Consider the following 14846-nt stretch of genomic DNA (forward strand, 5'->3'; position numbering starts at 1 on the left):
GGCGAAATGCCATCTCCGGCCGGATGCCGTCACGGTCACCGGTGGCGATCGTGGAGAGGTACCCAGCCCACCCGCCGGAGAGGACAGACCCGAGCCGTGTTCGTCGCCTTGAGAGATCTGAGATTCGCCAAAGGACGGTTCGCCCTGATGGGTGCCGTCGTCGTGCTGATCACCTTGCTGGTCGGCTTGTTGTCCGGGCTCACCGCGGGGCTGGGCGAGCAGAACATCTCCGCGATCACCGGCCTGCCCGCGGACAAGATCGTCTTCGCCGCCCCTGGTGCCGGGCAGAGCCTCTCCTATGCCAATTCCGCTGTCACCGAAACACAGCGGCGGCAGTGGGCCGAGACCCCGGGTGTCACGGCGGCCGAACCACTGGGCATAGCCACCACCAAGGCCACCGCGGGCGACCGCAGCGCCGGGATCTCCGTTTTCGGTGTGCGGACCGGGTCGGCGCTCGCCCCGGGCGCCGAAAGGATCTCCGGCGACTCGGCGGTGCTGTCGACGTCCGCCGCCGACGATCTTGGCGTCCGCAGTGGGGACACCATCGCCGTGGCCGGACGCCCGTTGACGGTCGCCGCCGTGACGGGAGACGCCTGGTTCAGCCACACACCGGTGATCTGGGCGGGCCTCGACGTCTGGGCGAAGATGGCGCCCCCCACCGACGGCGCGCCCAGCGCGACCGTGCTCGCGCTGACCACCACGTCCGACGCCGATCTCGGGGCCACCGACCTCGCCGCAGGCACGACGACGGTCTCGAAGAGCGACTCACTGTCCGCGATCGGCTCCTACACCTCGGAGAACGGTTCGCTGCAACTGATGCGCGGTTTCCTTTTCGCCATCTCCGCCCTCGTGATCGGCGCCTTCTTCACCGTGTGGACCATCCAGCGCAGCGGTGACATCGCCGTCCTCAAGGCGTTGGGGGCGAGTACCGCCTTCCTGCTGAAGGACGCGCTCGGGCAGGCCGTCGTCCTTCTCGTCGGCGGCACCGCCATCGGAACCGGCTTGGCCGTCGGGCTCGGCACGATGGTCGACGGCTCCGCCGTGCCCTTCCTGCTGACTCCGGCCACCGTGCTCGTGCCGTCCGCCGTGATGATCCTGCTCGGCGCGCTGGGCGCGGCGCTTTCCGTCCGCCGCATCACTTCCGTCGATCCGCTGACCGCACTGGGGAGTGCCCGATGAGCCTGAACCTGACCGGTGTCACCCTCACCTATCCCGACGGTGACACCCGCCTCACCGCACTCGATGACGTCACGTTGGACGTCCCGCCGGGCACGCTCACCGCGGTCGCCGGCCCCTCCGGCTCCGGCAAGTCCAGCCTGCTCGCCGTCGCGGCCACCCTCATCACCCCGGACCACGGGACCGTCACGGTCGACGGCACCACGACCACCGGCCTCACCCGCGGCGAACTCACCGGACTTCGCCGGCGCAAGATCGGGATCGTCTTCCAGCAGCCGAATCTGCTGCCCGCCCTCACAGCCGCCGAGCAGCTTCAGGTCATGGCCCGGATCGACGGCCGCTCCCCGGCCGGAGCACGGGCTGTGGCCATGGACCTGCTGGACGCCGTCGGGCTCGCGGCGCAGGCGGGGCGTCGCCCGCACCAGCTCTCCGGTGGCCAACGACAGCGGGTGAACATCGCCCGCGCGTTGATGAACGAACCCACCGTGCTGCTGATCGACGAACCGACGAGCGCCCTCGATCACGAGCGCGGCGCGGCGGTCATCGACCTGATCGCCAGCCTGACGCGCGAGCGGGCCACCGCCACCGTCCTGGTCACGCACGACCGCGTCCATCTCAGCGCGGTGGACCGGATCGTCGAAGTGCACGACGGACGGCTCTCCACAAAGGACGGACGTTCGGAACCGCCGTCTTCGTTCCGATCCATGCGTAAAAGGATCTCGTAATACGCGGCGAGCAAGGTAATTCGTTCCGCTTTGTCATGCTGTCGCGCGCCCGGATTTCGAAGCCGCTGCGAATACGTCATTCTTCTGCTCTAATTCCATCGAACTCGGCTGTTTGCCGCCATAACCTTGCACGCTGTCGCGGGGTTATGACCCGCGAGAAACCGGCGGCCGATCTTTCGTACTTATGGAGGTATCCGTGGAATGCGTCCCGCACTACTTTCCAAACCTGTCATCCCTGCCAAGGCGCCTTGTCCGGCAGGGACTCCCGGACCCTGTCGTATGCCCAGCCGCGAATGCGGCCATTCGCGGCGACGACCCCATGAAGGAAAATGGTGAATTATTCCCCGGAACTCGATGTCGGCCCGGACGCACCTTTACCTAATCCGCGAAGCGAAGGACTGGTCATACGAAAATACGGTGGATCGTCGCTGGCCACCCCGGCATCGGTGAACCAGGTGGCCGCCGAGGTGGCGGCGATCGCCGAAGCGGGACATCGGGTGGTCCTCGTCGTGTCGGCGATGGGAGACAGCACCGACCGGCTGATCGCGCTGGCAGGCGAATTCGCCGAACCGCCCGCTCCCCGGGAACTCGACCAGTTGATGGCGACCGGCGAACAGGCCTCCGCGGCAGTGCTCGCCATGGCGCTGGCCGAACGCGGGGTCGAAGCCGTCTCGCTGTCGGGTGATCAGGCGGGGATCGAGGTCGCGGGCGAACCGGGAGCGGGAACCATCGTCCGGGTCGATCCCGGCAAGATCGTCGCGCGGCTGCGGGACGCGCGGGTCGTCGTGGTCGCCGGGTTCCAGGGACGGACCGCCGACGGTGAACTGCTGACTCTGGGCAGAGGTGGCTCGGATACCACCGCGGTGGCACTGGCGGCCGCGCTCGGTGGCTCCGAATGCGAGATCCGCACCGACGTCCACGGCGTTCGCACGGCCGACCCCCGGATCGTGCGGGACACCCGGCCGGACCGGACGATCTCCTACGACACCATGGTCGAGCTCGCCGGGCTCGGCGCCCGTGTGCTGCATCCCCGATCCGTCGAGCTCGCGCGCCGTCACGGGGTGGCGGTGCGGGTGAAGCATTCTTCGGATCCCGGCCCGTCCACCGTCGTCACGGCGGGCGAAGAGCCGCTGGAAGGCACTCCCCGCGTCATCGGTATCGCGCACGAACGCGACGTGCGGCTGGTCCGGGTCGAAGTTTCGGCCGCGGACGCCGATCGCTACGCACGCGTGCTCACGATGCTGGCCGGCTTCGGCGTGAGACCGGTGAACCTGAGCTGGCCCCACCCCGGCGAACTCAGGTTCACCGTCCGGGGTACGGAGCCGCTCGGTCCGCCGATCACCCGGCTCGCGGTGGAGCTGGACGCCCGCTCCACCGTCTGTGAGGAACTCGGCTCGGTATCCGTGGTCGGTACCGCACTGCTCGATCCGCCCGGTTTCCTGCCCGAGTTGCTGCGGGTCCTCGCCCGTCACCGGGTCACGGTGCCGTCGATGACGACGTCGCAGTCGCGCCTCACCGCCGTGATCCCCGCCGACGTCGTCGACACGACCGTCCGAGCCCTGCACGACTCCTTCGGCTTGGCGGAGGACAGGACATGAGCCCGTACGGACAGTTCACCACCGACGGCCTGGTACTGACCTGCGACGGCCACGAACAGCGGGTTCGATGGCGGGCCGGTGACCGGCTGGAGCTGCTGTACGAGCGCCTCTGCGATCGGTTGCGCGCCAACGGGCTCGGAGACCGCCTGGCAGTGGACGCAGAAGGCGTGAAGGTCACGTTCGACGGGCTGGACGAGCGAGCCAATCGGCTCGCCCGGCACCTGCTGGCGCGAGGGGTACGGCCCGGTGACCGGATCGGGCTGCTGTTCGCCGAACCGGTGCATCCCTACGTCGCGATGCTCGCCGTGCTCAAGGTCAACGCGGCGTATGTGCCGCTGGACGTGGGCTTTCCGGACGACCGCCTGGCCTACATCGTCCAGGACGCCGGCGTCCGGCTCGTGATCTCGACCTCCGGGCTGCGCGATCGGTTCGAACCGGGCAGTGTCGACCTGGTCTGCCTGGACGACGACTCGGACCGGATCGCCGCGCTGCCGGGAACACGGCTCAGCACGGCTGAGAAGGGCACACCTGCCGACGAACTCTGTTACGTCGTCTACACCTCCGGCTCGACCGGACGACCGAAAGGCGTGACGATCGACCACGCCTCGATCTGCAACTTCGTCCTGGTCGCCGCCGACGTCTACGGCATCCGGGACACCGACAGGGTCTACCAGGGCATGACGATCGCGTTCGACTTCTCGGTCGAGGAGATCTGGGTGCCGTTGCTGAGCGGTGCGACGCTCGTGCCGAAACCCGGCGGTGCCGCACTCGTCGGGCACGATCTCCTCGAATTCCTGCGGGAGAACCGGGTCACCGCGTTGTGCTGCGTCCCGACCCTGCTGGCCAGCCTCGACGAGGACCTGCCGCTGCTGCGGTTCCTCCTGGTGTCCGGCGAAGCGTGCCCCGAAGACCTCGTACGTCGCTGGTACCGCGCGGACAGGCGATTCCTCAACGTCTACGGTCCGACAGAGGCGACGGTCACCGCGACGTGGTCCGTGCTGCGCCCAGACCGGCCGGTGACCATCGGGGTACCCCTACCCACCTATTCGGTCGTCATCCTCGATCCGGACGAGCCGAGGGCGCTGGCCGCGGGTGAGCTGGGGGAGATCGGTATCGCGGGGATCGGGCTCGCCGGCGGCTATTTGAACCGGCCGGACTTGACCGAGCGCGCGTTCATCCCGGACTTCCTCGGCATCGGGCACAATCCGTCCCGCCGGATCTACCGCACCGGCGATCTGGGCCGGATCACCCCGGACGGGGAGATCGAATACCACGGCCGTGCCGATACACAGGTGAAGATCCGTGGCTACCGCGTCGAGCTCACCGAGATCGAGTCGGTCCTCCTGCGGATACCCGGCATCGCCCAGGCGGTGGTCGAAACCCACCACCCGGACGCGGGCACCACCGAACTGGTCGCCTACTACAGCCTGCGGCGCGACAACGAGGACGCCGATCCCGGAGAACTCCGTCGCCGCTTGGCGGAACTACTGCCGGGCTACATGGTGCCCGCCTATCTCGAACAGCTCGACCACATCCCGTTGACACCGGCGGGCAAAGCCGACCGTAAGCATCTCCCGGCACCCACGAGCCCGAGAAGAGCGGCGAGCGACGTCGACTACGTGGCGCCCGCCACCGAGACCGAACTGCGTCTGGCGGAGGCCTTGAGCGGTGTCCTCGGGATCGAGCCGGTCTCGGTGACGGGGCACTTCTTCGACGACTACGGTGCCGACTCCCTGCTGCTGGCCAAGTTCTGCGCCGTGATCCGGGATCGTGGCGAGGTCGCCCCGCTGTCGGCCAGAGAGGTGTACCTCAACCCGACCATTCGCGGCCTCGCCGAGTCGACCACCTCCGCGGCCGAGGTCACGGTCGCTCGCGCCGAGGAGCCGCGCCGGGCGTCCACCGCGTCGTACGTCCTCTGTGGACTGTTCCAGCTCATTGCCTTCCTCGCCTATGCCGCCGGTTCGGGCTGGCTCCTGGACACGGGATTCGTCTGGATCGACGCCGCGACGGGCTTCGCCGAGAGCTACGCGCGCGCCGCCGGGCTCGGGCTCGCCGTGTTCGTCGTTCTATCCGTGGTGCCGGTCTTGGCGAAGTGGGCGATCGTCGGCCGGTGGAAGCCGGGGGAGATCCCGCTGTGGAGCGTCGGCTACCTGCGCTTCTGGACAGTCAAGACCTTGGTCAGGTTCAGCCCGCTGATGCTGTTCGTCGGCACTCCGCTGTACTCGTGGTACCTGCGGGCGCTCGGTGCGGACATCGGCAAGGGCGCCCTGATCCTCTCCAGGAACCCGCCGGTCTGCACCGATCTGCTCAGCGTCGGTGCCGGGGCGGTCATCCGGAAGGACGCCTACTTCTCGTGCTACCGCGCCAGAGCGGGCCGGATCCAGACCGGCACGGTCACGCTCGGCGCCAACGCCTTCGTCGGCGAAATGACCGTGCTCGACATCGGCACGGCGCTCGGGGACGACGCGCAGCTCGGCCACTCGTCGTCCTTGCACTCCGGACAGTCCGTCCCCAGCGGCGAGAGCTGGCACGGGTCGCCCGCTCGCCTCTCCAGCGTGGACTACCGGGCGCTCGGCACGGTCGCGCGCGGCAGGCTCAGGCCGATCGTCTTCTGCGTGGCCAGCGTGCTTCTTCTGCTGCTCGGCACGCTTCCCCTGACGCTGGGTGGAGCCGGTGTGCTCGTCGAACAGTGGTTCACGACGACGGTGGACTTCACGAGCTGGGCCTTCTACCTCGGCCGGATCGCCGACTCGGCGCTGATGTATTTCGGTGCGCTGCTCGCCGGGCTGGTGGTCGTCCTCACGATCCCGCGCCTGCTCGGCCTGTTCCTCCGGCCGGACCGCGTCTACCCGCTCTATGGCAGGCATTTCGCGATCCAGCGGCTGATCGCGCGGCTGACGAACTTGCGCGCGTACACGTACCTGTTCGGGGACAGCAGCTACATTGTGTACTACCTGCGTGCGCTGGGGTACGACCTGTCGAAGGTCCAGCAGACCGGATCCAACTTCGGGGTCGAGGTCAAGCACGAGACACCGTTCCTGAGCACGGTCGGCACCGGGACGATGGTCTCTGACGGCCTTTCGCTGCTCAACGCAGACTTCTCCGCTTCGTCGTTCCGGCTGCGCAGGACGTCCGTCGCGCCGCAGGCGTTCCTGGGCAACGAAATCGCCTTCCCGCCGGGCGCGAAGATCGGCCGAAACTGCCTGCTGGCCACCAAGGTCCTCGTTCCCTTGGACGGACCGGTCCGGGAGAACATCGGCCTCTTGGGCTCGCCCGCGTTCGAGATCCCTCGCACCGTCCGCCGTGACACCGGGTTCGAGCACCTCGGCACGGGGGACGCGCTGCGCCGGGGCCTGAGGGCGAAGAACCGGCACAACACCGTCACCATCGGCGTCTACCTGCTCGTGCACTGGCTGCACCTGTTCGGAATCCTGTTGATCGGCGCGGCGGCCGGAGTCCTGCACGCGCGGTTCGGCCCGCTCGCCGTCGGTGGCGGCATCGTGGCGACGCTGGTGTTCTCGGTCGCGTTCCTCATGCTGGCGGAACTGGCCGTACAGGGCTTCCGGGCGATGCGGCCGCTGTTCTGCTCGATCTACGATCCGGCCTTCTGGCGGCACGAACGGTTCTGGAAGCTCAGTCCCGCCCGCTATCTCGCGTTGTTCGACGGGACTACGTTCAAGCCGTTCCTCTTGCGCCGTCTCGGCGTCCGGATCGGCCGCCGTGTCTTCGACGACGGATGCGCCATCCCGGAACGGTCCCTGGTGAGCATCGGCGACGACTGCGTGCTCAACCTGCACACCGTCGTGCAAGGACATTCGCTCGAGGACGGGACGTTCAAGTCCGACCACATCACCATCGGCGCGGGATGCACGCTCGGTGTCGGCGCCTTCGTCCACTATGGAGTGATGATGGAGGAAGGGGTGATCGCCGAGGCCGACGCGTTCCTGATGAAGGGCACCGTGGCCCCGGCGCGAACCCGCTGGCACGCCAATCCGGCGGTCGAACTCGAAGCGGCCGCCGAGATCGCCGCGGTAAGGAGGTTGCCATGACCCACGCTTCCACGACGAGGCCGGCGCTGGCGCCTCGCGTCGAGGGCTCCCTGCCGGGGCCGCGCTCCGCGGAGTTCCTCGAACACCAGCGCCAGTGGGAATCCAGTGCGCGGGCCTATCCGCGCCACCTGGGTATCGAGCTGGCCGATCCGAGCGATGGCCGCCCGGCAGGCGGATATGCCCGCGCCGTGCAGGCCCACGCGCTGCGGCATGGGCTGATCGTCGAACTCGGCGGCCGCGACGACAGCGTGATCCGGCTGATGCCACCGCTCACCGTGACCGCCGAGGAGATCGAGCTCGCGTGCGGGATCCTCCTCGACGCGATCGGGCGCTGCTGCCCGGCAGGGTAGGGCACCGCTGGTTGGTATTATTATACCGCCCACTGCTAGGGTGCCGGTATAATAATACCAACCAGTGACACGAGGATCCGATGATCGAACTGAAGACGCCCGCCGAGATCGAGCGCATGCACGTGACCGGGCGTTTCGTCGCCGAAGTGCTCACCGAGGTCGGCGACCTCGCGAACGTGGGCGTCAACCTGATGGACTTGGAACACCACGTACGCGGCATGATCGAGCGGCGGGGCGCGGAGTCGTGCTACTGGGACTACGCGCCGTCCTTCGGCAAAGGCCCGTTCCGCAACGTGATCTGCCTGGCGGTCAACGACGCCGTCCTGCACGGCCTTCCCCACGACTACACGCTGCGCGACGGCGACGTGCTCACCGCGGACCTCGCGGTGAAGATCGACGGCTGGGCGGCCGACTCGGCGCGCACGGTCATCGTCGGGACGCCCGCCGAGGAGGATCTGCGGATCGTCCGCGCCACCGAGGAGGCATTGGAGGCCGCGATCGAGGCCGCGCGTCCGGGCAATCGCCTCGGCGACATCTCCGCGGCCATCTGGGCGGTGGCCCGTGCCCACGGCTATCCGGTGAACACCGAGTTCGGTGGCCACGGCATCGGCCGCACCATGCACGAGGAACTCCACATTCCCAACAAGGGCAAGGCGGGCCGTGGCCTGAAGCTCCAACCAGGACTCACCGTCGCGCTCGAACCCTGGTTCGCCCGCACGACCGACCGGATCGTCTTCGATGACGACGGCTGGACCATCCGCTCGGCCGACGGTTCCCGCGCGGCCCATTCCGAGCACACGGTGGCGATCACCGAGGGCGCTCCGCTCGTGCTCACCAGGCGCGAGGACGAAGTTGCGGCCGACCGTGTGTCCACAAAGGGTTCCTGAGCCCGTTTGCCTTTGCGGCCAGTGCCGGTGTGCGTACCAGGCGGCCTCGCGGGGTTTTCGTTGCGGCCGACCGTGTGTCCACAAAGGGTTCCTGAGCCCGTTTGCCTTTGCGGCCAGTGCCGGTGTGCGTACCAGGCGGCCTCGCGGGGTTTTCGTTCTCCGGTGCCGCCGGCGTGAATAGGCTCGCTCGCGTCCGGCCACCCAACCGGGCGATCATCGGCCTTCGTCATCAACACCATCGCCTGTGGCAACAGGGATGATCTCGTGAAGCCGGACATCTCGTTCGGCGACGGGATGGGACCAACCGGTGCTTCGCGAACGCCGGCGTCACCGGCACGGAGGCCGGGCGGTGTGGCATCGCCCGGCCTCCGTCCTGGTCGCCCCTGGGTGATGTTCGACCGAAAACTCCGAATACGGCCCGTCGTCACGGCGCGACCGTTAGAGTGAATGGTCGCTGTTGTCATCACCCATGAGGAGTAGCGGTTCATGATCGCCGAGAGCGCGAACCAGCAGAGCGTGACCTTCCCGCAGGAAGCCACGCCGATCTTCGACCTGGTCGCGAAGATGGTGGCGCGGACGCAGAGCGAGGATGAGCACGACTTCGACCGCGAAGCCGGTCTCGCGACCTCGGTGTAGCTTCCCGCCGAGAGTCATTCAGGTGGCGTGCCCGTGTGGGCACGGAGTTCCGCGGCCGTGCGGCGGGCGTGGGCCAGACCGTCGAGGATCCATTGCGGGGGCTGACGGTCGTTGGTCGCGATCCGCTCGTAGGCGGCGACCAGCCTTTCCGCGATCTTCAGCCGGGCGTCCGCGGCCGCCGGTTCGCGCACCGCTTCGCCTTCGCCCTGTTCAGCCGGGATCGTGACCAGGGCGAGGTGCCCGGCCGGCGAACGGGCCGGTTCCGTCCCGGACTCGGCGGTGTCGGGTCGCTGTTCCGGAGTCGGCAGCCGTCGTAGGTGGAAGTCCGTCTGCTCGGTGTGTTCCGGCGCACCCTCGCGGCGCGCGTTCTGCGAGGGGAAGGGAACCGCGCGGAACCGCGCGACCGAGGGCCAGTACCGGGTCCGCACGGACCGCGGGGTCGCGCCGTCGAGTCCGTATGCGATCTCCTGCCAAGTCTTCCCGTCGAGCCTCGCGGCGACCACCGCCGCCTCGAGGACCTGCTGTGCCATCCCGATCAGGCCGGAATGATCCCGCGTCGAGCACGCGTCCTCCCGGGCGGCGTTCGCGGCGAGATCGGCCAGCTCCGCCGCGTGCGCGGCGAGGATCAGGTGAGCCCGGGTGGCGGCGGTGGGGATGGAGTGGCGGGTGGTCACCGTCCACCCCTCGTAGCGGGCCGGGGGATCGACAAGAGGCTCGCGGAATCCCGCATGCCGTGACTCACAGGTGTTCTCACCTTCTCTGATATGCAGACTTGCATAAATATGCAATTCGTGAACTTGTGCTGGTGCTCAAATAATGCGTTTTTGTGCCCTGATCGGGTGTGGTCGTGCCCGATCGGCGCGGGATGAGGTTCGGCGACTCCGGAAATCGGGCACGATCAGGGGTGTGCGGACGGCTGGACCTGCGGGGAAGGGATGCCGATGAACAGCCCCCTGTATCAGGCGACGGCGGAGTTCTTCAAGACGCTGGGGCACCCCGTCCGGATCCGCGTGCTCGAACTGCTCAGCGAGCGGGAGCATCACGTCTCGGAGCTGCTCGCCGACCTCGGCATCGAGCCCGCCAACCTGTCGCAGCAGCTCGCCGTCCTGCGTCGCGCCAACCTGGTGGTGCCCCGCAAGGAAGGCGCGACCGTCTCCTACTCGCTGAGCAGTCCGTCGGTCACCGAACTGCTCACCGTCGCTCGCGGGATCCTGACCGGGGTCATCGCCGGCCGGCTGGGGTTGCTCGACGATCTGCAGAATTCCGCCGGATTTTCCGGTGGTGTGTCTTCACCTGAAAAAGGGTGAAAATCGAAAACGGTATATTTCGCTCGCTCATGGCGTCAGGTGATCGTCATTTGTTTTCGTCGACGGCGTCCGTGCGTTGCTCGCTCGATTCTGAATTGTCATCGCGGGGGAGCGTGCCATTTCCGGCGACCGTCCTCCTCGTCTCCTCGACCAGAGAGTCGAAGATGGGGGTTCCGCACAGCTCCACATGGTCCTCCGTCGTGCCGGTCTTCGTGCCCGGTCATCTTGCCCCGGAACGGCTTCTTCGATCCAGTTCCGCCGGGCAATGCACTCGATAGAGCTCACCCTCGGGGGTGAACCATTAGCTGATGCGAAAAGCCGAGTGTATGACACGACTCTTTCCGCGCGCACTCAGTCCCGCCGGTTGCGAAATAAGGATTTCACCTTCCCACGATCGGACGAGAAAAGGATTTCTCTCGCCTCGGGCGGCCCGCGTGTCGAACTCGTGGCGATCAGCGCGGGGCGGAGAACTCGACTCGGTAGCGCGTCGGCGTCGTGCCCAGCGTGGTGGCGAAGTGTTCGCGAAGACGGGCAGGGGTGCCGAAGCCGGACTGCGCGGCGACCGCGTCGATGCCGAGCGAGGTCGTCTCGAGGAGTTGGCGCGCCCGGGCGAGGCGTTGTGCGACGAGCCAGCTGTGGACGGTGGTCCCGGTGCGGGCGCGGAACGAGCGAGTGAAGGTGCTGCGGCTCATATGCGCCCGGGCGGCGAGGTCGTCGATGCTGTGCTGCGCGTCCGGATGAGACCGCGCCCAGCTCATCACGGTGGTGAGCGGATCCTCGTCCGCGGCGGGGACGGGCAGTTCGATGAACTGGGCCTGGCCACCGGGACGGTGCGGCGCGGCGACGATCCGGCGGGCGACCCGGTTGGCGACGACCTGCCCGGCCGTGCGGGCGAGCAGGTGAAGGCACGTGTCGATCCCAGCGGTCGCGCCCGCGCCGGTCACGACGTCACCTTCGTCGACGTATAACTCCTCTGGACGCAGTTCCACCGAGGGGAAGCGCCTCCGGAAGGTTTCGACCCATTTCCAGTGGGTGGTCGCGGCGCGCCCGTCGAGGATGCCCGCGTCCGCGAGAGCGAAGACTCCCAGGCAGAGCCCGACGACGAGCGCTCCGCGTTCGTGCGCGGCTCGCAACGCGGCGGCCACGGGCGAGGGCGCCGAGGTTTCCGGGTCGGACCACCATGGCACCACGACGATGTCGGCCTCCGCGAGGGTGCCGAGACCGGCGGGAACGTCGATCGAATAACCGGCGCTCGTGGTGAGCCTGCCCGGTTCGACGGCGACGACCGTGATCGGCCACGGCTCCATGTCGCCCGCCGGGGATTCGGGTCCCCATACCAGCGACGGCACGGCGAGATGGAACGGGCTGATCCCCTCGAACGCCAGGACGGCCACACTCGGAGCGCTCATCGTTCCCTTCCCGCGGATGTCGGCCGATCTCGACCACAGCTGACCCGAATCCGTATCTCACTATCGGATCGGGTCAGCAATCATGGTAGCCGCACCGACCGGAAAGCGAAGGAACACACGATGACCAGCACCACCCTCCGCGAAATCAGCACCTTGCCGACGACCCCCGCGACGCTCTCGGACGCGACCGTGATCCTCGTCGACTACCAGAACACCTACACACGCGGCGTGATGGAGCTCGACGGCTGGGGAGCGGCACTCGACGAGGCGGCCTCCTTGCTGGAGCGCGCTCGTGCCGAGGGCGCGACGGTCATCCACGTCATGCACGACGGCGGCGAAGGCAGCCCGTACGACCTCCGGCAGGACATCGGCCGGATCCACGAACGTGTCGCCCCCGTTCCGGGCGAGGAGGTCGTGGTGAAGACCGCGCCGAATTCGTTCGTCGGAACCCGGCTGGGGGAGCTGGTCGATGCCGCAGGGCACCAGGACGTCGTCGTGGCCGGGTTCATGACCCATATGTGCGTCACGTTCACCGCGGAGGGCGCGTTCCTGCGCGGGAACACCCCGACCGTGGTCGCCGCGGCCTGTGCCACGCGCGCGCTTCCTTCCGTCGCCGGTCCGGTGACCGCCTCGGAACAGCACCGCGCGGCGCTCGCGACGATCGGTGATCTCTACGCCGTCGTCGTCGGTTCCTCGGCGGAACTCGGCTAGGACCGGGCGTGGCCGTGCCTTCACGGACCCGGCAAGCGCCACGTCCACCAGCAGTCACAGCAGCTCCGCGTGAAGGCCCCCTTTCTTGCGCCTAGGTACAGGAAGGGCTCCTTCATGTACTTCGGGCGAGCAAGGGGCAATGGCACCGACGCGGTCATGCCTCCGCCGGTCCTTGGCGAGTCCACTCCCACCGCTGCGAGGTGGGGCCCGCACGTGGATCATGAGGGTATTCGCCGCCGAAGCATCGAAGGGGTCGTGATGGCCAAGCCCAACGTCGCCGAGCAGTTCGTCCAAGTCCTGGTGCAGGCCGGGGTGGAACGGATCTACGGCGTGGTCGGAGACAGCCTCAACCCCGTCGTCGACGCGATTCGCCGCACCCCGGGCATCGAGTGGGTCCATGTCCGCAACGAGGAGGCGGGTGCCTTCGCCGCGGCCGCCGAGGCCCAGCTGACCGGACGGCTCGCGGTGTGCGCGGGGAGCTGCGGCCCCGGCAACACCCATCTGGTGCAAGGGCTTTACGACGCCCACCGCACCGGCGCCCCGGTGCTCGCGCTCGCCTCGCATATCCCGTCCGGCCAGATCGGGACCGGGTTCTTCCAGGAGACCCATCCCGAACGGCTGTTCGTCGACTGCAGTGGCTATTGCGAACAGATCAGCAGGCCCGCTCAGATGCCCAGGGTGCTGCGGATCGCCATGCAGCACGCGTTGTCCCGCGGCGAGGTTTCGGTGCTGGTGCTGCCCGGCGACGTCGCGCACCTCGACGCCGTCGCGCCAACGGGGACCGGGACGCCGGTCACCGAGCACGGGACGGTCATGCCACCCGAACCCCAGGTGACACGGCTCGCCGAGTTGATCAACGACGCCGAGACCGTCACCTTGTTCGCCGGCGCCGGGGTGCGCGGCGCGCACGCGGAGGTGATGGAGCTGGCCGGGACCGTGCAGGCGCCGGTCGGCCACAGCCTGCGCGGCAAGGAATGGATCCAGTACGACAATCCCTACGACGTCGGGATGAGCGGGCTGCTCGGCTACGGCGCCTGCTACCGGGCGATGCACGACGCGGATCTGCTGGTCTTGCTGGGCACCGATTTCCCTTACGACTCCTTCCTTCCCCAGGCGCGGACCGTGCAGGTCGACCACGACGCGACCCGCCTCGGCAGGCGCACCCCGCTGGAACTGGCGGTCCATGGCGACGTGCGGGAGACCCTGCGCGCCGTGCTGCCGCTCCTGCGGCGCAAGACCGACCGGACGTTCCTGGACCGCATGCTGCGTGATCACTGCAAAACGCTCGAACAGGTCGTCGACGCCTACACCCGCAACGTCGAGCGGCACGTGCCGATCCACCCGGAGTTCGCCGCGGATCTCCTCGACGAACTGGCCGCGGACGACGCGATCTTCACCGTCGACACCGGCATGTGCAATGTCTGGGCGGCCAGGTATCTCACCCCCAACGGGCGCCGCCGGGTCATCGGGTCGTTCCTGCACGGCACGATGGCCAACGCCCTGCCGCACGCCATCGGCGCGCAGTTCGCCTATCCGGGACGCCAGGTCGTGTCGATGTCCGGCGACGGTGGGCTGGGCATGCTGCTCGGCGAACTGCTCACCGTGGCCTTGCACGACCTCCCGGTCAAGATCGTGACGTTCAACAACTCCTCGCTGGGCATGGTGAAGCTGGAGATGCTGGTGGACGGCCTGCCCGACTATCAGACCGACCACCGTCCGGTCGACTTCGCCGCCATCGCCAGTGGTGCGGGCCTGCGCGCCGAGCGGGTGACCGACCCGACCCGGTTGCGCGCCGCGCTCAAGGAAGCGCTGAGCCACGACGGCCCGGCACTGGTGGACGTCGTGACCGACGCGAACGCCCTGTCCGTCCCGCCGCATATCACCGCCGGTCAGCTCGGCGGATTCGCCTTGGCCGCGAGCAAGGTCGTTCTCGAAGGCGGGGTCGGCCGGATGATCGACCTCGCCCGGGCCAACCTGCGCAACATCCCCCGGCCGTGA

The 14846-nt window shown here is 68.2% G+C and carries 12 protein-coding genes; 10 read left to right on the forward strand and 2 right to left on the reverse strand.

Annotated features, from left to right (window positions below; genetic code table 11):
• Positions 1 to 96 precede the first annotated feature (96 nt).
• The 7 genes from LCL61_RS24350 (at position 97) to LCL61_RS24380 (ending at position 9421) form a co-directional block, all read left to right on the forward strand.
• Positions 97 to 1179 carry an ABC transporter permease gene (locus LCL61_RS24350; RefSeq protein ID WP_340681852.1) on the forward strand — a complete coding sequence of 361 codons (1083 nt, stop codon included), beginning with the start codon at positions 97 to 99 and terminating at the stop codon, positions 1177 to 1179.
• Entirely contained in the window at positions 1176 to 1901 is a 726-nt protein-coding gene (locus LCL61_RS24355; protein WP_340681853.1) for an ABC transporter ATP-binding protein, read from the forward strand. The genes LCL61_RS24350 and LCL61_RS24355 overlap by 4 nt, the downstream gene beginning before the upstream one ends.
• Positions 1902 to 2347: 446 nt before the next feature.
• Positions 2348 to 3499 (forward strand): aspartate kinase, encoded by a 1152-nt coding sequence (locus tag LCL61_RS24360; RefSeq protein WP_340681854.1) that lies wholly within the window; start codon positions 2348 to 2350, stop codon positions 3497 to 3499.
• Complete coding sequence (locus LCL61_RS24365) at positions 3496 to 7548, forward strand: Pls/PosA family non-ribosomal peptide synthetase (RefSeq protein ID WP_340681855.1); 4053 nt, start codon at positions 3496 to 3498, stop codon at positions 7546 to 7548. The genes LCL61_RS24360 and LCL61_RS24365 overlap by 4 nt, the downstream gene beginning before the upstream one ends.
• The gene (locus LCL61_RS24370) at positions 7545 to 7898 is read left to right on the forward strand and encodes a hypothetical protein (protein ID WP_340681856.1); all 354 of its coding nucleotides are present in this window, start codon (positions 7545 to 7547) and stop codon (positions 7896 to 7898) included. Before LCL61_RS24365 ends, LCL61_RS24370 begins: the two co-directional genes overlap by 4 nt.
• Positions 7899 to 7978: 80 nt before the next feature.
• Positions 7979 to 8785: a type I methionyl aminopeptidase gene (gene map, locus LCL61_RS24375; RefSeq protein WP_340681857.1), complete on the forward strand. Its 807-nt coding sequence runs from the start codon at positions 7979 to 7981 to the stop codon at positions 8783 to 8785.
• Positions 8786 to 9271: 486 nt separating this feature from the next.
• Positions 9272 to 9421 carry a hypothetical protein gene (locus LCL61_RS24380; RefSeq protein WP_340681858.1) on the forward strand — a complete coding sequence of 50 codons (150 nt, stop codon included), beginning with the start codon at positions 9272 to 9274 and terminating at the stop codon, positions 9419 to 9421.
• Between the two features lie 14 nt (positions 9422 to 9435).
• Here the strand turns inward: LCL61_RS24380 and LCL61_RS24385 are convergent, their stop codons facing one another.
• On the reverse strand, positions 9436 to 10095 hold the full coding sequence (locus LCL61_RS24385; RefSeq protein ID WP_340681859.1) for a hypothetical protein: 660 nt from the start codon (positions 10093 to 10095) through the stop codon (positions 9436 to 9438).
• Between the two features lie 267 nt (positions 10096 to 10362).
• Here LCL61_RS24385 and LCL61_RS24390 point away from each other — a divergent pair, with 267 nt between their 5' ends.
• Positions 10363 to 10728 (forward strand): metalloregulator ArsR/SmtB family transcription factor, encoded by a 366-nt coding sequence (locus LCL61_RS24390; protein ID WP_340681860.1) that lies wholly within the window; start codon positions 10363 to 10365, stop codon positions 10726 to 10728.
• A gap of 452 nt (positions 10729 to 11180) precedes the next feature.
• Here the strand turns inward: LCL61_RS24390 and LCL61_RS24395 are convergent, their stop codons facing one another.
• A complete protein-coding gene (locus LCL61_RS24395) occupies positions 11181 to 12137 on the reverse strand; it encodes a helix-turn-helix domain-containing protein (protein WP_340681861.1) in 957 nt (318 codons plus the stop codon).
• A 120-nt stretch (positions 12138 to 12257) separates the two neighbouring features.
• Between LCL61_RS24395 and LCL61_RS24400 the strand changes: the two genes are divergently transcribed.
• Entirely contained in the window at positions 12258 to 12848 is a 591-nt protein-coding gene (locus LCL61_RS24400) for a cysteine hydrolase family protein (protein ID WP_340681862.1), read from the forward strand.
• Between the two features lie 258 nt (positions 12849 to 13106).
• A complete protein-coding gene (locus LCL61_RS24405; protein WP_340681863.1) occupies positions 13107 to 14846 on the forward strand; it encodes a pyruvate dehydrogenase in 1740 nt (579 codons plus the stop codon).

The organism is Amycolatopsis coloradensis, assembly GCF_037997115.1.
Lineage (GTDB): Bacteria > Actinomycetota > Actinomycetes > Mycobacteriales > Pseudonocardiaceae > Amycolatopsis > Amycolatopsis coloradensis_A.